The sequence below is a fragment of the Marininema halotolerans genome (assembly GCF_900116235.1).
Taxonomy (GTDB): domain Bacteria; phylum Bacillota; class Bacilli; order Thermoactinomycetales; family DSM-45169; genus Marininema; species Marininema halotolerans.
Map to the genome: position 1 here is coordinate 25,854 of NZ_FPAA01000012.1, position 22,359 is coordinate 48,212.

The 22,359-nt window shown below is 45.6% G+C and carries 18 protein-coding genes; 14 read left to right on the forward strand and 4 right to left on the reverse strand.

The window, feature by feature from the left end:
* Positions 1-305 precede the first annotated feature (305 nt).
* From CHX35_RS14430 to CHX35_RS14445, 4 genes are all read left to right on the forward strand, one after another.
* The gene (locus CHX35_RS14430; RefSeq protein WP_091838603.1) at positions 306-893 is read left to right on the forward strand and encodes a DUF4912 domain-containing protein; all 588 of its coding nucleotides are present in this window, start codon (positions 306-308) and stop codon (positions 891-893) included.
* Between the two features lie 334 nt (positions 894-1,227).
* Positions 1,228-1,779, forward strand: a complete 552-nt coding sequence (locus CHX35_RS14435; RefSeq protein ID WP_091838605.1) for a hypothetical protein — start codon at positions 1,228-1,230, stop codon at positions 1,777-1,779.
* 25 nt (positions 1,780-1,804) lie between these two features.
* The gene (locus CHX35_RS14440) at positions 1,805-4,534 is read left to right on the forward strand and encodes a 1,4-alpha-glucan branching protein domain-containing protein (RefSeq protein WP_091838608.1); all 2,730 of its coding nucleotides are present in this window, start codon (positions 1,805-1,807) and stop codon (positions 4,532-4,534) included.
* Between the two features lie 86 nt (positions 4,535-4,620).
* Positions 4,621-6,177, forward strand: a complete 1,557-nt coding sequence (locus CHX35_RS14445; protein WP_091838611.1) for a thiamine pyrophosphate-dependent enzyme — start codon at positions 4,621-4,623, stop codon at positions 6,175-6,177.
* 31 nt (positions 6,178-6,208) lie between these two features.
* On the opposite strand, the gene CHX35_RS14450 is transcribed toward CHX35_RS14445, so the two are convergent.
* The 4 genes from CHX35_RS14450 to CHX35_RS14465 form a co-directional block, all read right to left on the reverse strand.
* Positions 6,209-7,261, reverse strand: a complete 1,053-nt coding sequence (locus CHX35_RS14450; protein ID WP_091838614.1) for a nucleotidyltransferase family protein — start codon at positions 7,259-7,261, stop codon at positions 6,209-6,211.
* A gap of 60 nt (positions 7,262-7,321) precedes the next feature.
* Positions 7,322-8,110 carry an FkbM family methyltransferase gene (locus tag CHX35_RS14455; RefSeq protein WP_176392101.1) on the reverse strand — a complete coding sequence of 263 codons (789 nt, stop codon included), beginning with the start codon at positions 8,108-8,110 and terminating at the stop codon, positions 7,322-7,324.
* A gap of 13 nt (positions 8,111-8,123) precedes the next feature.
* Entirely contained in the window at positions 8,124-10,574 is a 2,451-nt protein-coding gene (locus tag CHX35_RS14460; protein ID WP_176392102.1) for a 1,4-alpha-glucan branching protein domain-containing protein, read from the reverse strand.
* A gap of 102 nt (positions 10,575-10,676) precedes the next feature.
* A complete protein-coding gene (locus CHX35_RS14465) occupies positions 10,677-11,408 on the reverse strand; it encodes an SAM-dependent methyltransferase (RefSeq protein ID WP_176392103.1) in 732 nt (243 codons plus the stop codon).
* Positions 11,409-11,672: 264 nt separating this feature from the next.
* Between CHX35_RS14465 and aroC the strand changes: the two genes are divergently transcribed.
* The 10 genes from aroC to trpA all read left to right on the forward strand — a co-directional run bounded on the left by aroC (position 11,673) and on the right by trpA (position 22,279).
* Positions 11,673-12,842, forward strand: coding sequence for a chorismate synthase (aroC, locus tag CHX35_RS14470; protein WP_091838626.1), 1,170 nt, complete (start codon positions 11,673-11,675; stop codon positions 12,840-12,842).
* Position 12,843: 1 nt separating this feature from the next.
* Positions 12,844-13,938, forward strand: coding sequence for a 3-dehydroquinate synthase (gene aroB / locus CHX35_RS14475; RefSeq protein ID WP_091838629.1), 1,095 nt, complete (start codon positions 12,844-12,846; stop codon positions 13,936-13,938).
* Entirely contained in the window at positions 13,935-14,303 is a 369-nt protein-coding gene (gene aroH / locus CHX35_RS14480; protein ID WP_091838632.1) for a chorismate mutase, read from the forward strand. The genes aroB and aroH overlap by 4 nt, the downstream gene beginning before the upstream one ends.
* Before the next feature lie 145 nt (positions 14,304-14,448).
* Positions 14,449-15,849, forward strand: a complete 1,401-nt coding sequence (locus CHX35_RS14485) for an isochorismate synthase (protein ID WP_091838634.1) — start codon at positions 14,449-14,451, stop codon at positions 15,847-15,849.
* Positions 15,850-16,248: 399 nt separating this feature from the next.
* Positions 16,249-17,790 (forward strand): anthranilate synthase component I, encoded by a 1,542-nt coding sequence (trpE, locus tag CHX35_RS14490; RefSeq protein WP_091838637.1) that lies wholly within the window; start codon positions 16,249-16,251, stop codon positions 17,788-17,790.
* Positions 17,783-18,820, forward strand: a complete 1,038-nt coding sequence (gene trpD / locus CHX35_RS14495; RefSeq protein WP_091838640.1) for an anthranilate phosphoribosyltransferase — start codon at positions 17,783-17,785, stop codon at positions 18,818-18,820. The genes trpE and trpD overlap by 8 nt, the downstream gene beginning before the upstream one ends.
* On the forward strand, positions 18,810-19,598 hold the full coding sequence (trpC, locus tag CHX35_RS14500) for an indole-3-glycerol phosphate synthase TrpC (RefSeq protein ID WP_091838642.1): 789 nt from the start codon (positions 18,810-18,812) through the stop codon (positions 19,596-19,598). The genes trpD and trpC overlap by 11 nt, the downstream gene beginning before the upstream one ends.
* Positions 19,595-20,257 (forward strand): phosphoribosylanthranilate isomerase, encoded by a 663-nt coding sequence (locus CHX35_RS14505; protein WP_091838644.1) that lies wholly within the window; start codon positions 19,595-19,597, stop codon positions 20,255-20,257. Before trpC ends, CHX35_RS14505 begins: the two co-directional genes overlap by 4 nt.
* A complete protein-coding gene (gene trpB, locus CHX35_RS14510; protein ID WP_091838647.1) occupies positions 20,241-21,458 on the forward strand; it encodes a tryptophan synthase subunit beta in 1,218 nt (405 codons plus the stop codon). Before CHX35_RS14505 ends, trpB begins: the two co-directional genes overlap by 17 nt.
* Positions 21,455-22,279, forward strand: coding sequence for a tryptophan synthase subunit alpha (trpA, locus tag CHX35_RS14515; protein WP_091838649.1), 825 nt, complete (start codon positions 21,455-21,457; stop codon positions 22,277-22,279). Before trpB ends, trpA begins: the two co-directional genes overlap by 4 nt.
* Positions 22,280-22,359: the final 80 nt, after the last annotated feature.

Sequence of the window (22,359 nt, forward strand, 5' to 3'; positions counted from 1 at the left end):
GTCGTCCATAACCAAGTGGAGGTTCGTTTCATACGATAGATAAAGTGTACAATTATTTCTTATATTGGAAAGGTGATTTTCCATGCAAAAAAAGAGAAAAATTGCTCGTAATCACAAGCTTACGATTTCTCAACGCAGGTGCTCCCGAGCATTTTTGCAAAGAACCTTGTGGCTTACGGTAAGACCAGGGCCTAGACAGGTAATGGTTTCGTTCCCTCGTCGTAGACTCTGCCGGGTACTTTGTCGCCTTGGAATTTGTTGTTAAGAATTACAAATGGGATTCCCATGAAAATGGAGGGTAATTCATGAACGGAAATAAGTTACAATTGCTATCGATCGGTTCTCAAAAAGTACATGCATTTTGGACCGTGACATCTTCTCGTAATGAAATGCTAAAATCGTATGTGAAAGATAACATGGATCAGGCACTGGTTGGTGTTCGTCTGATCGATCTCGATTCGGTACCTGATCCCCATCACCATGTAACCAATTACCGTGATGTGTTTGTGAAAAAAGGGTCTAATTCCTGTTACATTAACCATGTCACACCAGGTCACCGGTATGTTGCTAATTTAGGTGTTTTTCACAATGGACACTTCTTTCCCGTTCTTCGTTCCAATACGATCGTGATGCCAGGATTGAAGAAGGAACCGTCCACGAGTGAACCTATGCTTAAAACGGCTGCTTGCGGATCGCCCAAGGCAAGTGCTTTTAGCAGCTATTTTACCGTTTCGAACTATGCGGATCCGTATAATCCAGCCGGTATTGGTGCCTACGCCCTTACGACCTATAGTTTCCCCTTCCGGTTGGCAGCATATAGTCCACAACCCTTTACCATCAATGCCTACCGAAACAACATCAATATATGGCGATTGAGCCATTATCGGTGTTAGAGTAAGCCGCGTCCTTAAGGTAACAGGATATCAATGAGTTCCTGACTACTTAGGGGGTGGAGGGAAGGCGCTTTTTTATAAAAGTGCCTTCTTTTTAGTGGATTGGACAAACAACCTGGCTAGGTTAACAACTAAGAGATGGCTGAGGTGCTAACTTCAGTTGTTGATCAACCTGAAGTTGAGGGATGAGGATAGATGGGCACAAGGAAAGATCAGCAAAGAATAACGATACCCCTGAAGCATAATTTATAACATGTGTAGAAATAAGTGCTTTTCCTTCATTAAATAATTGTGAATGGATGTTCGTACGATTAGTAGAAGGAGTGACATCTTAATGTTGAAAGAATTACTAGTAATACAGAAAGAAAGAAAATTGACTAATAAAGATGCAGAGCAATATGGATTACCGATTCAAGAACTAGAAAGTAAACTTCGATTTTATCATCTGAAAAACTACCAACGATTGGCCTCCCAAAACAATGGGGTATCTTCCACTTTCACGGTCCCTTCATCACAACCGACTCCAGCGGAGAATGGGAGGCATTTGCCGGAAAGTTACGGAATAAATGCCCTTGGGTTGCTTGCTTATGGGTCCACAGAACTTTTTGCCTTTTGGGAATGGACCGTCTCATGGAACCATATGAAGGAAATGTATGATTCTTTGAGTAAAGAGGAAGTTCATTATGGACTTTACTTATATAGGATGGCTGAGGGATTCTCAGACATGAATCAAAAGCAATTTGTCAGAAAAATAGACGTTTCATCCAATTGCTCCTGTTACATAATTTCCGACCTAGAAACTGACCATCTTTATAGAGCATCGCTCGAGCTTCAGCGTGGAGAATGGACCTTTCCCATTTTACATTCACCTTGTGTACGTTTATAACGATAGGGAAGCAAGGGGGATTCTTATGTCAGAAGTGGGTAATGTTTCACTCGTTTTTACCTCGCATTTACCCTTTCTGCTTCAGGGCGATCACTCGGAGACCTTTGAGGCGCAATGGATTTATGAAACCATAGTCGACTCGTATGTTCCTTTCCTTCAGATGATCGATACCTTCCTCATGGATGGGTTGGATTTCCACCTTACTTGGGCAGTGTCTCCTACATTACTTTCTCTTCTTCAGCATCCGGTTGTTCAACAACGATGCCACTCCTATATGACTGCACGCATTCAGATCGGGGAGAGGGAGAAGAAACGAACCAAAAATGACCCCAAAAAATATCGGTTAGCCACTCATTATTTAATCGAATCATACAAAAGATCAAATTATTTAAAACGGATTCAATTTAATTTAATCAACAAAATGATACAGCTAAAGGAGCGAAGGGGGATCGATCTGATTACGATGTTGGCAACGTCCCCTTGCGCTTCCTTGCTAACAAAAGAGTCATTGGACTACCAACTTTGTGTGGCGGTTGACTCCTTTCAAGAGCTCCTCGGATGTCATCCCAAAGGCGTGATGCTTCCAAAAGACATTCATCCCATGAATATTTCAACCCTTTTATCAAAACAGGGGATGACCTACGCATTACTTGATGGTGAGCTAACGTCAAAGCAGCATACCGTTGTGTTTCAGGCAAAAAAAGAGGAGCATGAGTCGCCTGTGACATTCTTTATTTCTAATTTTACAAGAAGTCGTCCATGTTGTTCACAAGATAACGAGAATTCACAGAGAGTGTATCGCGATCCATTAAGTGATATAGGTTTTTCCTTGAAAGACGCGCCTGCTTTTATGAACTTTTCATATTGTCGCAAAGGGGATTCATCAGAGGTTGAACCGTTATATGATGTTAAAGTAGCGATGCAACAAGCAAGAAGGGATGCAAGAATTGACCTGAAGGAATGGAGCCATACCATTTGTAGGGAGAAAGAACAAGGGATGGGGACCGAGGGAGTAGTGATCCCATTCGTATTGGAGAATTTTGGTGGGTATTGGTATGAGGGACATCATTATTTAGATCAGATGATTCGAGGGCTTGCTCAACATTCATCACTTTCTCTAACCAGCTTTTCTAAATGGAATTATTGCGATTTTGAAGTAAAAGGGAGCAAACTGCCGATTCGTGTACATCATCCAGTGATTCTCGAACAATATGCATGGGTGTTGCGACATCTCCCTATTGCTGAGCAACAGTGGTTACAATTGATGAAGGAATACCCTGATCCGATTCCGATAGAACATCGTGCACTTCAACAGGCATGTCGAGAACTACTTTTAGCCCAAAGCGGTGACTGGATGGACATGGCTCGGTCAGAGAAGGTATCTAAATATGGCACGAACCGAATCCACCATCATCTAACCGCATTTCAGGAGATAGTCACCCTTTTGCGGATGAACCAGATCGATTCGGAGACCCTAACGCGATGGGAGCAAGCGACTCCGATTTTCCCCAATCTATCCCTTCCCAATCGGAATCCTGCCGCCCCTATTTTTCATAAAAAGAATCGTCCAGCTCTGCGGGTCCTTATGCTTTGTTGGGAGTTTCCTCCCTTCCATATTGGCGGGTTAGCGACGGCTGTTTATCAATTGTCTCGGCATTTGGTGCAATACAATATTGAGGTGCACCTGATTACTTATCAGCCACCTGAATCTGCTGCCTATGAAGAAGTAGAAGGGGTGCATGTCTATCGGGTAGCCACTTGCTTTGATCAGGAAGAAGCCTCTTTTGATGATTGGATTTTTCAATTAAATTTAGCGATGATGAATAAGGTGCAGTGCCTGATCGCACAAGGACTTCGCATGGATATCGTGCATGGTCATGAGTGGCTGATCAGTTATGTGGCGCAGGAGCTTCAACGTCAATATGGTCTTCCTTTTGTGTATACCATGCATGGCATAGATAAGGTGAAATGTGATGAAGTAAAGAGTTCACCTAATCAAAAGGTTCATCAACATGAAACCTCCTTGGTATCCATTGCACAAAAGGTGATCGTATGTAGCCGATGTATCCATCAAGGGGTTACCAACACCTTTCATCCAATCAAGAAAAAAGTGGTGACGATTCCGAATGGCGTGATGGTACCGCCTCCCCCAGAAGATGAGGTGATCGCTGCTGTACAGGAGAAGCGAAACCAATATGCACTACCTTGGGAGCGAGTGGTATTGTTTGCTGGTCGTTTGCTCATCGAAAAGGGAATTACCCTTCTGGTTGAGGCGATTCCCTATGTATTACAAAAGCATCCGGAAGCGAAATTTGTTCTATGTGGGGCTGGGCAGTTGGAAGAGTATTTAGTAAATAGAACAACAGAATTGGGTGTATCGGATAAAGTCATGTTTACTGGATTTGTTGATACGGAATCCCTTCACATCCTTTATCAAATTGCTGAAATATTTGTCTTGCCCAGTATTCATGAACCCTTTGGCATTACGGTATTAGAGGCCATGTCCTATAAGACACCGGTTATTGTAACCGACTCCTGTGGTCCTGGGGAATTGGTGCAACATCAAGTAAATGGGCTGACGATTCTCTCAGGAAATTTAAACTCCCTGATCGATCAAATCAACTGGGCCTTGGAGAACCCTGAGAAAACACACACCATGGCTTGGAAAGCATACAATACATTGCGAAGCGAGTACAATTGGAAACGAATCGCCGTTCAAACAATCGATGTCTATCAAGAGGCCTACCATCGTTAACGGTTGTTTATCTTGCGTGTTTTTGGAAGAACAGTCCCTAATCAATCGGCGCTAATTGATTAGGGACTGTTGATGGGGGTGAATAATTGGGCCAATACAATGGAGTGGAAATTGCGGCCTTTGGCTTATTAGATGCCCAGATTCATTCTGCCTTTGGCGTTTATGGATATCCAGCCAATGAAGCCGGAGAATGTCTGTCCCATCGCTTTGATCATTTTCATTGGAGTGTCAACGAAAAAGTTTCCTTCGAACTGGCGCTAGGTGTATCTGCCGCAGGGTACCGTGCAGGGGTGATTATAAAACAAGCGGGAATGAATATTTTATATGATCCGTTAGTGAATGCGGTGGTGCATGGAATTGGTGGGGGGCTGGTCATTCTTTCGATGGATGATATCGGTTGTACAAAATCAACGGTGGAACAGGATTCGCGTCAACTTGCACAAGTGGCAGGGGTTCCTGTATTTGACCCTAGCTCAGCAAGGGAGGTTCGTGACACCATCCCCTATGCCTTTACTTTATCAGAAACATGTTCCGTTCCGGTATTAGTACGAATAAGTTCGCGATTGCGTTCGAGTTCAATGACTTGTCGTGAAGAGGGTTCAGTGAAAAAACCACTTCAAACGGAACATCGTGTTAATAAAAAGATTGCCAGTCATTTATCTAAAATAGGGAGAATGCAATATTACACCGAGAAGAAGCTACCACATATTCGGTCCTATATGGAAGCTTTTTATGGAGAACCTACGATGGATGAGTTAACAGAGGGAAACGTCGGGGTGATTACTTGCGGTGGTTGCTGTGAATTGCTGCAAGAATTAGCGTTACCTTATCAATCCCTGACAGCTTCATGGCCATTGCCCGAGAAAAAGATTCTTTCATTTCTTAAACGATATGAAAACATACTGGTTATTGAAGAACCCAACAATTTTTTAGAAAACCAACTGTGTGCCCTGGTGCATCGGTACGCGATTGGGACAAGAATTTTGGGTAGAAATCATGGCATGCTTCCCTCAAATGGTTTCCACAGCGTTGAGCGAATCCGCTTGGTGGTCGAGGGGTTACAGCAACAAGAGGTGATCCTACCCCATCAAAGGGAGCCGGCAATTCGCGGAAAAAAACCTCCAGAAACCTACCCCCCACTTGTTCATATCTATCAAGAATTATCGCAAGTAACCAAGGAAAAAGATGTGCGTGTAGCAGTGGATGTCGGTTCATCCATGTCCCTCATGCATCCTCCCTACGATATCGCGGAATGGGGATATTGTTTGGGATCGCCCATAAGTGTAGCAACCGGATTAGCACGTTGTGGTGAACGAGCCATGGCTGTGATCGGAGACTATGCTTTTATTCATAGTGGGATCCAATCCTTGATGGAAGCGGTTGATCAGCAACAAGATGTGATGGTCATCATTATTCATGATGGAATCTCAAGGCGGACAGGTGGGCAGCCCCATTTATTAAGAGCGAGAGAGACCAACTTAACCCCATCCTCAATGGAATTATTTATTCGTGCATGTGGTGTGACGCATGTTGAAATCGATTCGGTGACAGCAAAGACGCCCCTTGCTACGATTCGTGAGAAGATGATTACACTTCTCAAGAAAAAAGGGGTTGCAGTAACTGTGTTTACGTTATTTGAATAAGATGAAATGCCCCTTCAGCGAAGGGGCATTTTTAAGTGAAGGGTGAGTGCTTACATTGATTCGTAATAATTGATCGATCGATGTGGGTATGATCGTCAATCCATGTGTAGTGGCAGACAATACATTGGTCAAGATGGACGTTGTTCCCGACATTCACATGACTCCATACAATCGTATTGGATAGGATGCTGTCTTGAGAGATGGTCACATGGTCACCCAGAATGGTGTGGGGACGGATACGAACATGGGGGCCGATTTTACAGTGTGCACCAATATAGGTAGGCGGTTCAATTTCTACAGTTGGATGAATTTCTGTGCTGGGATCAATCATAATGTGATCGGTAGAGAAGAGTTTATTAATAGTGGGAAATTGATGGTGTTGGCAAAGCATATCAAACTGTGTTTGACAGTAGCTCTTTAGGGAACCGATGTCTCTCCAATAGCTTTCGGATGAATAACCATAGAGGGGGATTCCCTTTTGCAATAGGTTGGGAAATACATCTTTGCCAAAGTCAATTTTTTGCCGAGGAGGGATTGTTTCTAAAATAGTGGGTTCTAAAATATAGATTCCTGTATTAATTGCGTTTAAATGAAGGGGTGGATCCTTCGGTTTTTCGATGAATTGAATAATTTTTCCTTGATCGTTTGTTTTTACAACACCAAACAAGGAAGGGTCCTCAGCTTGTGTCAGGATGAGTGTAGCGATCCCCTTTTTTTGCTGATGGAACTGAATGGCTTTGTTTATATCAATGGTAGCGATATTATCACAACTAATGACAAGAAAGGGTTCATCCAAAAAATATTCACAGTTTTTCACCCCACCCGCAGTACCCAGCGGTGTTGCTTCATCAAAATAGGTAATGGTTACACCAAGCGATTCACCATTGCCAAAGTAATCTTTAATTTGGTCGCTTTTGTAATTCACCGTCATTGCGATATCGGTAATTCCGTAGGACATTAAATAATGGATGATATATTCTAAGCAAGGTCGACTAAGGATCGGAACCATCGGCTTGGGTAGATGATTGGTTAATGGACGGAGACGTGTGCCTTGTCCCCCTGCCATAATGACGGCTTTTTTCATCGATTATCCCTCCAACAACACTCCGGGTAGACCCTGTGTAAACAGAGTATGCACGGAAGATCAGGAGGCGACAATCATTGTACAATTGGGTGAGTGCTCAATGACATGCTGAATGTCCACTGGAATGGGCTCTCCAAGGGGATCGATTTTAAAGAGTGACTTTCCATAATAGTTTTGATATAGCAGAAGGATTTCTTTGAAATGAGGGAGGTCATTGTGTAAATCCTCGCGATTAAATGAGAAAAGTAGCGTGCCAATTTTGTCTTTCACCAATTGGGTGAGACCCATCAGAGTTTGTAATTCGTCCCCCTTCACATCAATTTTGATGAGGTCAATGTATGGTAAATGATAGAGGTGTTCATCGAGGGATACTCCATGAATTTCTTCATTCGCTTCAACGGTATCGGCGAAGTGAGGTGGATAACGATGAGAGGGATTTTTAAATGCGTGTTCGTTAATCCATTGGTTATGAGTATGAAGGGTGATGGGAGCATCGTCAGAAAAAGGAGCAAGGGAGTGGGATGTTACCCGATCTTGATAGTGATTAATAAAAATATTATCAGTGAGATACCGATAACAGTAGGGGTCGGCTTCATAGCTGAGGCATTTTCCCTTCCCGCCAACAAGACTTGCCATGAGGAGGGAGAAATAACCAATCGTGGCCCCTATATCGACAACAATTTGACCTCTTGTCAAGTGATTGACTAAGAAGGAGGTCAGTGAAGGATCGATCTGTCCTTCTACCATCAACTGAGGAATGATGCTTTGTTCATCCGCTGGTGCAATCAGGGTACCTGCATGCTTAGTCTGTATGAGGAGGCGATTTCCCCCGATATAGGTCCCATACATCAATGATCCCTCCTTATTTTTCATTTTCTAATCGTTTTTGATAGATGGTGAGGGATTGGGAGGCCAGATGTGACCAATCATAGTGAACAGCTAGGTCTTTATACGCCTGCTCTGCTAAACATTTGGCACGATCCGGGTATTGAATCATCCACTGGAGTTGGGTAACCAAGGATTCCACATCATTATTTTCCATAATCAGACCGTTTTCATGATGGGTGATGATTTCGGCTAATCCACCGATACGGGAGACGATAATGGGTGTTTTAAAGGACATGGCTTCAAGGGCAACAATACCAAATGGCTCAAAGAGGCTGGGAAATACGCATATATCGGCTAAGCAATATAATTCATCGCGAAGTTGATCGGGAATAAAGCCCAAGAAACTGACTTGTTCGGTAATGCCTAACTCCTTCGCTTGTTCCTTGAGTGCCTGCTCTAGATAGCCTGTTCCTGCGATGAGAAATCGAACGCGTGGATACTGTTCTAAGATAGCAGGGGCCGCTGACAATAATAATTGAACCCCCTTTTCCGCAACAAGGCGGCCGACAAAGAGTACGATTTGGTCATCACCGGGAGCATACTGTTGACGGAGGGAAGCTAAATCGGGGGTAATTTGGCGAGCAGGTGTGAGATCGATGCCATTTAGTACGACACTGATTTTTGATGGGGGGATAGCTAGGATTTGTTGAAGGTCGACTTTCATGGATTGGCTACAGGTAATCACGTGATCGGCAATTTGAGAGAGTTTTTCTTCATAGTTGTGAATTTCTTCGTAGCCTGGAAGCTTAGAAATTTGATTTCGGGGTTGTTGGAGGCCATGAAAGCTGACGATGATCGGGAGTTGATAGGTTTTCTTAATATTATCTGTTGCAAAATAGACCAGCCAGTCATGAACATGGACGATATCCGGTCGCAGGCCCTCTTGGTAGAGTCGTTCCATTTCATCAACCATTTCTAAATTCAAATGGAAGATCCAGTTGAAGAAGTCTCCTTCATTGCTATAGAAGTAGGTATCGACGCGGTGGACATGTACACCCTTCATTTGTTCATATTTGGGGGCGTATTCCGCCATGCTGGTAATGACGTGAACCTCAATATCGTGTAAGACAAGATGGCGAGCCAATTCATGGACAGCAACGGATAATCCTCCAACTCCGCGCGGAGGGTATTCCCAACTCAACATCAACACACAATGTTTTGATTTTTTTAAAGACATATTGGTCCCGTTTTGATTTTGAGAGGAAATTGCTTCTAGGTTGATCCATTGAAAGAGGCCCGATTGCGTAACATCGGAAGTAGGCATTTCGATCGAGGTGTGTGGTTGCATGGAGTCATACCACTGAAGGAATCGTTGGTAGTGATATTGATAATGACGGTGTCCTTGCTCGCGTGTATCTTCATGATTCATGGCGAGAGCCCATTCGCTACATTGACTTAAAAGGAGTTCACCGATCGCCTCTTTTAGGGATTCTGCAATGGGGGGTCTAGGAGTGGGGTTATCCTGAATTAATTGTAGAAGTTTTGATTCTGCAGAGAATAATTGGGGATAGATCCAATCGTTATGTTTGTTTAACCAAGCTTCCTGAGAACATGGGGGAAGGGTAACCTGATCCATCGAAGGGGTGGTATCAAGGACGTTGGATAAGGTGGTCATTGGATAGGGAGACAGGGTTGTTGTTAACTGGGATAGTGTTTGTGTATGGCTTGGATTCGCATCGATGGCAAGTTGTATGAGGTGCAGAGGTGTATCCAGTGTCGTTGGAGCATTGAAATTGAGTTGGACATGTTCATCGTGGGGACGCTCGAGCAGGTTCTTCATTTGTTGAGAAGCAGGTTCATCGATGGCGAAGACAGCTAATTGATGGGAAGTTTGTATGGGAGCATAGATGTTATGAGGGGGGGAAGGGGTTGCTTGAAGCAGGGTTTGTGAATCCACAATGAAATAGCGGATCCCCCATTCGTTGAGGATCGAATTAACCACTGGATGATAGCCAGAACCCTCTAACATGAATCCTTTAGGGCGAATGCCAAATGTCCGTTGGTAGACCTCGATCGCCAGCTCAATGTTGGCTTGAATGATGGTTTTGTGTTGAATAAACGGAAGGAAGGAAGGAACCGCAAGTGAGGGAAGGATCTCAACTTCCCCAGTCCGTTGAAAATGGTGAAGTGCGGTATGAAATTGACCTTTCATTTGTTTTAATTGATCATCGAGCTCAGAGAAGCGTGAATCCACAGCAGCCTTGTTCTCGATAAAAGTTAAACAGTCCCTCTGAAAAGCAGGCTCTGCAAATCGGATGAGATGAGGGATGGGAATACATAGATGGATCGGTTGATGATTTTGACTAAAGGCATGGATGGTTGTTAATAGGTTACGATATTGAAGCAATAACGAATGATGGCTCCATGAAGAAGAATCCATCGTATGCGTAGGTCTTACCATGAGCGAAATGGTTGGTTCTTTCATACGGACACCCCATTGTCTTAGTTTGCTAATCGGGTTGACGAACATAAAATAGACGTTGCATTCCATCTTGCAGACAAAAAGCTATTATTTCACTTACCGTTACTATGATGGATTCATTGTGGTACAGGATAGGGTGACGATATCAATGGGCTGATCGAGGTGAGGGATATCGGTGATGGATTGAACATGACGAATCGTAAATCGTTCAGTTAATTCCTTACGGAGGGTTGATAAATCGCCATGAACTTCAGGGTCTTCGATGAATTTATCAAGAAAATAAGGATATAAATCTTCGGTGTCTTGGATGAGATCGAGGGATAATAAAAGATCGCCTTCTCTTTTTAACCAGCGATCGATTTTTGGCCAAAGATTTTTTCGGTTCATTGCTGACATATGTTCGATGACGCTAATGGAGTATATACAATCAAAATGGTGCTCAGGAAACTCCACTTGGTGGATGTTTTGATGCATGGATAGGATATTGGGATGAACGCTTGAATAATCAAGGGATCCCCATTCATACCAGTTGGAGCGATCCTCTCCAAAATGGTGTTGATTATGGGAAAAATCAATGGTATATACCTCAGCGCCTTGTTGGGCCAAATAAATAGGAAGGGGCGAAATTCCAGTACCGATATCGAGCACCTTTTTTCCTTGAATATTGGGGAGTTGTTCGATCAACCAGACGTATTCATAGGCGCGTGGGGTATGTTTTACAAAGAAGCCAAAGTACAACCGAGAGAGGTATACTAATTGGTTGAGCAGGTTCCTATTTTGTGAATATGTTCTTAAATCCTGAAGAATGTGCTCTGGAATATCCGTTTTATGGGGCATGTTTTCGTTCACCTCCATGGTGATTCCCTTCAGTTTATGGATACGCGTGATGTCCTATGTCCCCCACTTGAAGGAGATAAAGGATAGATTTTACACCCTCTTCCATGGAAAAATTAAATGGTTGTTCCAATAAAGGTAAACAAGTTTGCAAAACAAACCTTTTGCTATCCTAGGGACTTCCTCCACTTAAGGTCCTATGGTATGATATGCGGAAACATAAGAACAAAGGCCCCGAATCGGGCGTAGACGGAGGACGATAACAAGATGCGCTACCTTACAGCAGGGGAATCCCATGGTCCCCAACTAACCATGATTATTGAAGGCTTGCCGAGTGGGATGCCTTTTTCGAAGGAAAAAGTAGATGAAGAACTATTACGTCGCCAGAAAGGACATGGTCGAGGGCGACGCATGCAAATTGAATCGGATGAAATCCAAATTCTCTCGGGGATTCGATTTGGGAAAACGACAGGGGCTCCTGTAGCTCTGGCGATTGAAAATAAGGACTGGGCCAAGTGGACTGAGATTATGAGTCCAGAACCGGAACAGGAGAAAGCGGACAAACGCCGTGTTTCCCGCCCGCGTCCGGGACATGCTGATTTAAATGGGGCAATAAAGTATGGCCATCGGGATATGCGTGATGTTCTTGAGCGATCGAGCGCACGGGAAACTGCTGCTCGCGTAGCAGTCGGGGCGGTAGCGAAGCAGTTGTTAGAGTTTTGTGGGATCACCATCGCGGGTCATGTCGTACGAATCGGTTCAGTCGGGACGGAACGGATCGATCCCTCACAGTGGACCATGGAGGAAATTCGTGCAACCTCTGAAAAATCACCAGTGCGTTGCTTAGATTCCGCAGCAGAAAAAGCGATGATACGTGAGATTGACGAGGCAAAGGAGGAAGGAGATAGTCTAGGTGGGATCGTCGAAGTCATTGTCGAAAATGTTCCTGTAGGGCTTGGTAGTTTTGTGCATTATGATCGAAAATTAGATGCGCGTATTACCCAAGCCATTGTGAGTATCAATGCCTTTAAAGGAGCAGAAGTGGGGATTGGCTTTGAAGCTGGTGAACGAAAAGGCTCAGCCGTCCATGATGAAATATTGTGGTCAGAGGAACGAGGGTATTACCGGAAAACAAACCGCCTGGGTGGGTTTGAAGGTGGTATGACCAATGGTGAGCCAATTGTGGTTCGCGGGGTGATGAAGCCGATCCCTACGCTATATAAGCCACTACAAAGTGTGGACATTGATTCGAAAGAACCTTTTGCGGCAAGTATTGAGCGTTCGGATAATTGTGCAGTACCGGCGGCGAGCGTGGTCGCAGAAAATGTGGTGGCCTGGGAAATCGCGCACGCTCTTTTAGAGACATTTACTTCGGATAAAGCAGCGGATTTGCTTCGTGAAATCGAAGGACGTCACCGCGAAGTGAAGGATTTCTAAGATGAGAACAATCTACGTACAATTGCCACAAGGAGGTTACCCAATCCATATTGGCAGTGGTTTGTATAGTCAATTGCCTAATTTTATTCATGACTTGGGTTGGGATGAACACCGTCCCTTGATGGTTATCGCAGATTCTCATGTGGCTCCGTTGTATGGTGAAAAAGTCGTTCAACCCCTTGATGAAGCTGGATATCAGGTGAGCCTTGTGACATTTCCAGCAGGGGAACATTCGAAGTCATCATCGACTCTAGAGAAATTGACCGAGGAATGCATTCGAGCAGGGTTGGATCGAAATGGAGCAATCCTGGCTCTTGGTGGGGGAGTGACTGGTGATCTTGCTGGCTTTTTAGCGGCCTCCTATATGCGAGGGATTCCTTTTATCCAACTTCCTACGACCTTACTTGCTCACGATAGCAGTGTAGGGGGGAAGGTGGGAATTAATCATTCCTTAGGGAAAAATATGTTAGGCGCTTTTCATCAACCCTCCCTGGTGGTTTTTGATACAGATACGCTGATTACCTTGCCACGTAGGGAAGTGGTTTCTGGGTTTGCTGAAGTTGTAAAACATGCCTTAATTTACGATGATTCCTTTGCGAAATGGTTACTGGACCATCATGTTCAGTTAAATGATTTACATTCCGAATATATTGCGGAAGCGATAGCACGCGGGTGCCAGGTAAAGGCTGATGTGGTGGCGTTGGATGAACGAGAACATGGGCTACGTGCTATCTTAAACTATGGTCATACGATGGGTCATGCTCTTGAAGCGATTTCCGACTATACTTATGCGCATGGGGAAGCGGTTTCGATTGGGATGGTGGGAGCTTCTCTATTGGGTGAAAAACTGCGAACAGCGCGAAATGTACACCACTATACGAAAGAAATTCTAGCCGCATTTTCCTTGCCTACCTCTTTTTCAGGCCCATGGTCCAATAAGCAATTAGTTGAATTGATGCGTCGTGATAAGAAGGCACTGGGGGGATCCCTGACGTTTGTTTTACCAAAAGGGATTGGCGAAGTCGTTATTCAACACGACGTGCAAGAAGAAGTAGTGAGTGAAGTTCTACAGGAATTAAGAGGGGGAGTCGAATGAAAGTTCGAGGGATTCGTGGAGCGACGACTGTCGAGGTGAATGAAGAAGAGGCGATTTTAACAGCTACCCGTCAGCTACTCGAAGAAATTGTTGAACATAATAAGGTCTTACCCGAAGATATCGCCAGTGTATTTATTACGGCAACATCAGACTTAACGGCCACGTTTCCAGCGATGGCGATAAGGAGGATGCCTGATTGGGAGGCGGTTCCACTGATGTGTGCAACGGAAATCGACGTGCCTGGTAGTTTGCCCCTTTGTATTCGGTTGTTACTCCATGCCAATACTGATCGGGGTCAAAAGGAGATTCGCCATGTGTACTTACGGGAGGCTCGCAATCTACGTCCGGATTTAACAACACCCTAGCTACTGGGAAGTGGGCCTTGGTAGAAATAAAGGTGAATTTCTTGTATACTAATTGGAGATTAGAAACACGTTTATATGCAGGTAAGAGTGCGATGGCGGGGCGAAGGAATTCGGCCCGCTTTGGTATGGAGCGGGGGTATCCAATATGACGGTGGTAAAACAACTAGCAAATTGGGAGCAACTCACTCAAGGAGCTTATCAAGCAAAGCACATGGGACAATCCATTTTGGTTAGCCATACTCAGCGGATCGATTCATGGGACCCGCTTTCTTTTTTTGCAAAGGCAGGCACCCTTTTTCAGGGAAAGCGTTCTTTTTGGTCTGATGCTTCCCAGGGGATGGTGTTGGTCGGTGTAGGGGAAACGCTGGTTTTTGATGAAAAGGGGTCAGCAAAAGAACACCGTTTTGCTGCAGTGGAGCGAAAGTGGCAGGAATGGGTGGCCCATGCAATCATGACAGAAGGACATGGCCCGGGGACAGGCCCGGTGATCATTGGTGGATTTTCCTTTGACCCGAATAAGAAACGAACGGATCTATGGAAAGGCTACCAAGAAGCCTCTCTGATCGTGCCACGTTGGTTGTTAACGATCAATGAAAGCGGTCATTGGCTAACGGTGAATATCGTGTTGGAACCTGATGAAGACCTTACGCAATTAAAAGAACAATTGAATTACGAGAGGCAATTACTCGAAGAAGCGGTTGAGAGAAATTCCTTTTCAAAAGGGACTCCCTTTGTCACAGAAGAGGTGGCGCCAGACGCTTGGAAACAAAGTATTGTTCTGGCTACTCGCGAGATTCAAAAAGGAACCTTAAAAAAGGTGGTTTTGGCACGAGAACTGCGCTTGACTGGGGAGAGGAATTTCTCACCAGAAGGTACGTTAGCCAGTCTCCATGCCAACCAACCGGATAGCTACCTATTTGCGATTGAACGTGGAGACGGCTGTTTTGTAGGGGCGTCTCCTGAGCGTTTGGTGAAGCGCGAAGGTAGGAAATTGCTATCGAATTGCATTGCTGGCTCGATTGGCCGAGGGGTTGGGATCGCGGAAGATATTGCACTCGGTGAAGAATTACTACAGGATCAGAAAAATCGAGAAGAGCATGATTTTGTTGTGCAAATGATACGGGAAGCTTTTTGTCAAGAGAGTGAAGATGTTGACGTTCCGGAAGAACCCATTCTTCATAAGTTGCGTTATATTCAACACCTCTTCACACCGGTTACCGGCTGGGCTCGTGAAGGGACCAGTCTGTTGTCGATGGTGCACCGTTTGCATCCAACTCCAGCCTTGGGTGGGTGGCCATGGTCTGAATCCCTCTCATGGATTCGTGAACAGGAAGTATTGGATCGGGGCTGGTATGCGGCACCCATTGGGTGGATGGATGCAAAGGGCGATGGAGAGTTTTGTGTAGCCATTCGCTCGGGGCTTTTGCGAGGGAAACAAGCTTCTTTGTTCGCGGGATGTGGAGTTGTTGAAGAATCCGATCCGGAGAAGGAATATGAAGAGACACGGTGGAAATTTCGACCGATGCTTTCCGCACTGGATCATTGACATCAGATAGGATTTTCGATAAAGTAGTACTAATTACTACGATTGTTTATGAGTAAAGCTGAGGAATGAAACGGGTGACGAAAATCACCGGGAGTTCATTCATTGAGTAAACCATGAATCGATCCAAGCGAATTGGATATTTAATTACTCAGGGAATACCCTGACGACGAAATTCCTTTACGAAGGGTTTCGTACAGCTGAGAGCAGAGCTTATATGAGTTGAGACGAGTAAGGTTGAGCAGAGGATAGCCGAGGAAGCTGGTATAATTGACGGACTTCCAAACCAAGGCACCTGTGTCTTGGTTTTTTATATTTCCCCAAGGTAGTACCCTCCCTTTTCTCTGCGAACCGATGCTTTGTCTCCTAGATGTGAAAATTTTACCTAGGAGGTTGGTTATCGTGTTCGTTCCCCCATTAGAGGATGTGCGGCAACTTGCCCATCAATACAATACGATTCCCATTTGTAAAAAAATCTTTGCAGATACTGAAACACCGATTCGCCTGTATCAGCGCTTTGGTGAGAAAAAATATTCTTTTTTACTAGAAAGTGCTGAAGGTGGAGAGCGTCGGGGCCGGTGGTCTTTTATGGGTACGGATCCGTTCTTAACAGTACGCTCTCGCCAAGGCATTACAACAATAACAGAGGGTGATGCGATCCGCCAATATCCCTCGGATCACCCGATGGACGATCTCAATGACTTACTTGAGGCGTATCGATCTCCCCGAATCGATGGTCTTCCGCCATTTCTAGGTGGGGCCGTTGGTTATGTAGGTTTTGAAGCAGTTTCTACCTTCGAGTCTGTACCGCGTCCCGCGGGAAAGGACTCAACCCAGTCGGATGATATCCATGTGATGTTCTGTGATCGATTGATTATCGTCGATCATTTAAAACAGGATATCACGGTGGTTGTTAACCTTCATGTGCCTAGGAATGCGTCCATTGAGCAAATTGACGAAGCCTATTACGAGACGCAAATTGCAATTGATGCATGGATGGAGGAATTACGTGGGAAAGAACCTGCCCCTTCATTACTGCCTCCGTTGGATATTGCCCAAATGGATGTGGATTTTTCCAGGGTGAATTCCAATATGACCAAGGAAGAGTACTGTGCCGTGGTAAAAAGGGCCAAAGAGCATATTCGGCGTGGTGACATCTTTCAGATGGTCCCATCTCAACGATGGATCTTTCAAAATGCACCTCCCTCCATCGATGTTTATCGGGTGCTCCGCACCTTGAATCCTTCTCCTTATATGTATCATCTCGTTCTCGATGAAGAAGAAATCGTGGGAACCTCACCGGAGATGCTTGTACGCGTGACGGATGGCAAAGTGGAAACACGCCCAATTGCAGGAACACGTCCACGAGGTGTGACAAAGAGCGAGGATCTTGCACTCGAAGAAGAGCTTTTAGAGGATGAGAAGGAAAAAGCGGAACACGTGATGTTAGTTGACCTCGGCCGGAATGATCTCGGCCGGGTTTCCCGTTACGGGACCGTCCAAGTAACTGAGGAGATGAAAATCGAACGTTACTCCCATGTGATGCACATGGTTTCCCATGTAACGGGAGAGTTAAACGAAGAAGTTTCTCCGTTAGAAGCTTTTAAATCTGCTTTTCCAGCGGGTACTGTCTCTGGTGCCCCGAAAGTGAAAGCGATGGAGCTAATTGGACAGATGGAACCGGGACCGCGAGGGATCTATGCTGGATCGATTGGTTACTTTGGATTTTCTGGCAATCTAGATAGTTGTATTACGATACGAACCCTACATTTTAAAGAGGGGACTGCGTTTATCCAAGCAGGTGGTGGGGTGGTTGCTGATTCGGTTCCCGAGAAGGAGTATGAAGAGTCCCAGAATAAAGCACGAGGGATGATTCGTGCCCTTCAGGTCGCTGAAAGCTTGTTTCAATCACATGTCAATGGAAGGGGAGATGGAAATGGTTAAGCAATATTTAGCAACCCTCGTCGATGGAAAGGATTTAAGCCAACAAGAATCGAGTCAATTATTGCGGGCGATGATGGAGGGTGAACTTTCCGCTGCACAGGGTGGTGCTGTATTAACCGCGTTACGTATGAAGGGTGAGACGGTGAATGAATTGGCTGGATTAGCCATGGTGATGAGAGAGAAGGCACTCCGTCTTCCACCAATCGATTCGGAAGCAGTAGATACTTGCGGTACGGGGGGAGACGGTGGACGTACATTTAATATCTCAACGGCTGCTGCAATCGTTGCAGCCGCTGCAGGTGTTAAAGTTGCTAAGCACGGCAATCGAGCCGTCACTGGTAAAAGCGGTAGTGCGGATGTCCTAGAGGCACTGGGTGTGGATATTCAACAAAATGCGGAAGGGGCTGCGGAAGCACTGAAACAGAAGGGAATCTGCTTTTTATTTGCGCCGCTTTTCCACCGCGCAATGAAACATGTGATGCCGATACGAAAAGAACTTGGATTCCGTACCTGCTTTAATCTACTGGGTCCTTTGGCAAATCCTGCTGGGGTAAAGAGACAATTAGTCGGGGTATATGATCCTGCGTTAACTGAACCCGTGGCGAAGGTCCTACAATTATTAAATACGGAACAGGCAATGGTTGTTGCTGGAATGGATGGAATTGATGAAATTTCAGTGACAGGGGAAACCCAAGTGAGTGAATTAAAGAATGGGAAGGTAACAACCTATCGCATTACCCCGGAGAAGCTGGGCCTTAATCGATCCAACCTATCGGATTTAGCAGGTGGGGATGCAAAGAGGAATGCTCAGATTATTAAGGAGGTTTTTCAAGGCTCGGCAGGTCCGCAACGCGATGTGATCGTGGCGAATGCAGGAGCGGTGATTAGCATTGCTGGGCTAGCGAATGGAATGGAAGAAGGGATTCAGCTTGCTGGTAAAGCGATTGATTCTGGGGAGGCACTCGCAAAACTAAAGGATATGCGAGGGTTTCAGGAGCAATTTCAGGAGGAGATTAGCCATGTTTCTTGAGACGATCATCGATGTGAAGAGACAGGAAATTGTGGAACTTGAAAAGCGACTGTCGGGTAAGGAAATCGAACCGAAAAATGAGGAGCTACCTTCGTGTCGATCCCTGGCAACAGCGATGACGAATAAAGGCAATCCTCCGGCCCTAATTGCTGAGGTGAAGCCGGCATCGCCCTCCAAAGGCGTCATTCGAGAGAAAGTGGATCCGGTAGCAACAGCGATGGCCTATGAAAAGGGTGGGGCATCCGCTGTCTCGGTTTTGACGGATCGCTCATTTTTTAAAGCCGATCCAGAAAATCTACGTAAAGTAAAACCCGTCGTGGGGATTCCTGTATTACGGAAAGATTTTATCATTGATCGATTACAAGTCGTAGAGAGTCGATATTTAGGTGCAGATGCCATTTTATTGATTGCTGCGATTTTATCGGAAGAAGCGTGCTGCTTCCTGACAGAAGAAGCTCATCGACTTGGAATGGAAGTTTTACTTGAGGTACACGATGAAACAGAGCTTCCTCGTGCGCTGAAGGCAAAGCCCGATCTACTTGGGATTAACAACCGTAACCTTTCGACCTTTACGACAGATTTGGCCGTCACTGAACGGATACGCCCGCTTATTCCTGGGACGATCCCTGTAATCGGCGAAAGTGGTATTCATTCGCAGGCGGATTATCAGCGTCTAGCCGCAGCAGGTGTCGATGGTGTACTGGTAGGAGAATATCTCATGAAACAGTCTTCTCCAGAAATTGGGGTGAGGAATCTGCTAATGGGGGGAGTCTTTTGAAAAGGCGAACAGGAATTAAATTATGTGGAATGCGTCATCCAAAGGATATCGAGGCGTGTGAGTCCCTCGATATTGATGCGATTGGACTAATTCTCGTACCCAATCGAAGGCGAACGGTCACCATGGGAATTGCTAAGGAGATCGTTAACCGTGTGCCAGATTCAATCGCAGCGGTTGGTGTGATGGCGAATCCTTCCATGGATGAAGTGAAACAGTGGGTGGAACACGTTCCATTGGATCGTATTCAACTTCATGGGAATGAGTCTCCTGAATGTTGTCACCGTATACGAGAAGAAGTGGGAATTCCAATCATCAAAGTGATGCATGTGGATGATCAGGGAGAATCTTCAGGGGAAGTGGGTGCTTATGCTTCGGTCGTGGATGCAGTGTTGCTGGATTCTGGAGCGGGTCCGTTGAAGGGGGGAAGTGGTCAAACTTTCTCCTGGGATAAAATCCCTTCGCTTGTTGATCCATGGCAGAAAGAAGGAATTCCCGTTTGGATTGCAGGCGGATTGCATCCTGAAAATGTGGCTGAACTTGTCCGGCGTTTTGCGATCGCTGGAGTGGATACCTCGAGTGGCGTAGAGACAGCAGAAAAAAAGGATCCTAAGAAAATGGCAACCTTTGTTGAGAGGGTGAGAAATGTTGACAATGAATAAACGAATGGAGAACCAATCAAGTGCTGCAAAGCAATTTGGTGATTTTGGTGGACGTTTCGTTCCTGAAACCCTGATGAACGCGTTGGATGAATTGGAGCAAGGGTTTCGAGAAGCGATGAGGGATGAGGAATTTCAAAACGAACTGCATCAACTTCTGACGGAGTATTCGGGCAGACCGACGCCGCTTACATTTGCCGCCAATTTAACGAAACAGGTAGGGGGGGCTAAAATTTATTTAAAGCGTGAAGATCTTAATCATACAGGCGCTCATAAAATCAATAACACGTTGGGACAAGGATTATTGGCGAAGCGGATGGGGAAAGAGAAGCTGATTGCAGAGACAGGGGCAGGTCAGCATGGTGTGGCTTCTGCGACAGTCGCGGCTCTTCTCGGTATGGAATGTACGGTGTTTATGGGTGAGGAGGATGTACGGCGACAGAAATTAAATGTGTTTCGGATGGAATTATTAGGAGCGAAGGTGATTCCTGTTACCTCGGGAACGCGAACATTAAAAGATGCGACCAATGAAGCGATCCGCCATTGGGTAACTCATGTTGAGGATACATTTTACCTTATCGGTTCAGTTGTTGGCCCCCATCCTTATCCAGCGATCGTTCGTGATTTTCAACGAGTAATTGGGGATGAGACACGTAGGCAAGTCCAAGAGCGAGAAGGACGGCTTCCCGATGATGTGGTGGCATGCATTGGAGGTGGCAGTAATTCTATTGGCATGTTTACGGCTTTCCTCCAGGATAAAGACGTAAACTTACACGGTGTGGAAGCAGCGGGAGAAGGGCTTGAGACCCATCGTCATGCTGCCACACTAACCAAGGGATCCAAAGGGGTCATTCACGGTTCATATACCTACCTTCTTCAAGATGAGCATGGACAGATTGCCCCTGCCCATTCGATCTCGGCGGGGCTAGATTACCCAGGAATTGGACCGGAACATGCTCACCTCTTTGATACGCATCAAGTTCGCTATACAACCGCTACGGATGCTGAAGCCTTGAAGGCGGTTGAAGCATTGACACAAAGTGAAGGGATCCTACCTGCCCTTGAATCCGCGCACGCGGTCGCTGAAGCGATGAAATTGGCAGAGGGTCAACGTGAGGATCGGATCGTTGTGATTTGCTTATCAGGTAGAGGGGATAAGGATGTAGAGACGATTCGGGAAAGATTGGGAGGGGATGCTGAATGAATCGGATTGCAGATGCTTTTAAGCGGCCTGGGCGAAAGGTAATCCCTTATGTAACGGCCGGGGATCCAAATCCAGAGGCAAGTCTAGAGATTATACGGATGCTTGATCAAGAAGGCGCCTGTGCTATTGAACTCGGAGTCCCCTACTCCGACCCACTAGCAGATGGTCCTGTCATTCAAGCAGCTTCGAGTCGTGCATTGAATCAAGGAATGACATTGACAGGTGTACTTCAGTTGGCAAACGAGGCTCGTCAACAGGGAGTCAAGGCCCCACTCATTCTATTTTCCTATGTGAACCCCCTCCTTCGCTTTGGGTTGGATGAGTTAGTAAAGAAGGCGAAAACCAGTGGAATCGATGGAATGATTATTCCAGACTTACCCTATGAGGAAAGTGGAGAGTTGCGGCATTTAGCAGAGGAGAGCGGTTTATGTTTAATTCCTCTGGTGGCACCGACTTCGAAGGAGCGCGTTCAACGGATTGCAAGTGAAGCTCAAGGATTTATTTATTGTGTTTCATCATTGGGGACAACCGGGGCACGCTCTTCCTTTTCTGCGGAAGTCGAAGAGTTCCTTGATATGGTTAAGCAAGTTTCTAAGGTCCCCACAGCTGTCGGATTTGGAATTTCGCAACGAGAGCATGTCGATCGTTTTTTAAACCATACAGATGCAGCTGTGGTGGGTAGCGCCCTTGTACAGAGGATAGGGGAGCGAGCCACTTCGTTGCAAGACGTTCATACACGAGAGAGGTCACTCGAAGAGATTCGTGCCTTTTTTTGCGAGCTGGTGAAGGGCGTGGGTACAACGGAAGCAAATGTTACGTAATCGATACACTACCGTAACCGATGGTTACGGTTTTTTTTTGCAGGATAGTTGGGCTTCAGAGCCATTCTATTGTAAACTAA

Bases quoted from the DNA above. Each gene is read 5' to 3' on its own strand.
- CHX35_RS14430 (WP_091838603.1), top strand. From the start codon at position 306: ATGAACGGAAATAAGTTACAATTGCTATCGATCGGTTCTCAAAAAGTA.
- CHX35_RS14435 (WP_091838605.1), top strand. From the start codon at position 1,228: ATGTTGAAAGAATTACTAGTAATACAGAAAGAAAGAAAATTGACTAAT.
- CHX35_RS14440 (WP_091838608.1), top strand. From the start codon at position 1,805: ATGTCAGAAGTGGGTAATGTTTCACTCGTTTTTACCTCGCATTTACCC.
- CHX35_RS14450 (WP_091838614.1), bottom strand. From the start codon at position 7,261: ATGAAAAAAGCCGTCATTATGGCAGGGGGACAAGGCACACGTCTCCGT.
- CHX35_RS14455 (WP_176392101.1), bottom strand. From the start codon at position 8,110: ATGTATGGGACCTATATCGGGGGAAATCGCCTCCTCATACAGACTAAG.
- CHX35_RS14460 (WP_176392102.1), bottom strand. From the start codon at position 10,574: ATGAAAGAACCAACCATTTCGCTCATGGTAAGACCTACGCATACGATG.
- CHX35_RS14465 (WP_176392103.1), bottom strand. From the start codon at position 11,408: ATGCCCCATAAAACGGATATTCCAGAGCACATTCTTCAGGATTTAAGA.
- aroC (WP_091838626.1), top strand. From the start codon at position 11,673: ATGCGCTACCTTACAGCAGGGGAATCCCATGGTCCCCAACTAACCATG.
- aroB (WP_091838629.1), top strand. From the start codon at position 12,844: ATGAGAACAATCTACGTACAATTGCCACAAGGAGGTTACCCAATCCAT.
- aroH (WP_091838632.1), top strand. From the start codon at position 13,935: ATGAAAGTTCGAGGGATTCGTGGAGCGACGACTGTCGAGGTGAATGAA.
- CHX35_RS14485 (WP_091838634.1), top strand. From the start codon at position 14,449: ATGACGGTGGTAAAACAACTAGCAAATTGGGAGCAACTCACTCAAGGA.
- trpD (WP_091838640.1), top strand. From the start codon at position 17,783: ATGGTTAAGCAATATTTAGCAACCCTCGTCGATGGAAAGGATTTAAGC.
- trpC (WP_091838642.1), top strand. From the start codon at position 18,810: ATGTTTCTTGAGACGATCATCGATGTGAAGAGACAGGAAATTGTGGAA.
- trpB (WP_091838647.1), top strand. From the start codon at position 20,241: ATGTTGACAATGAATAAACGAATGGAGAACCAATCAAGTGCTGCAAAG.
- trpA (WP_091838649.1), top strand. From the start codon at position 21,455: ATGAATCGGATTGCAGATGCTTTTAAGCGGCCTGGGCGAAAGGTAATC.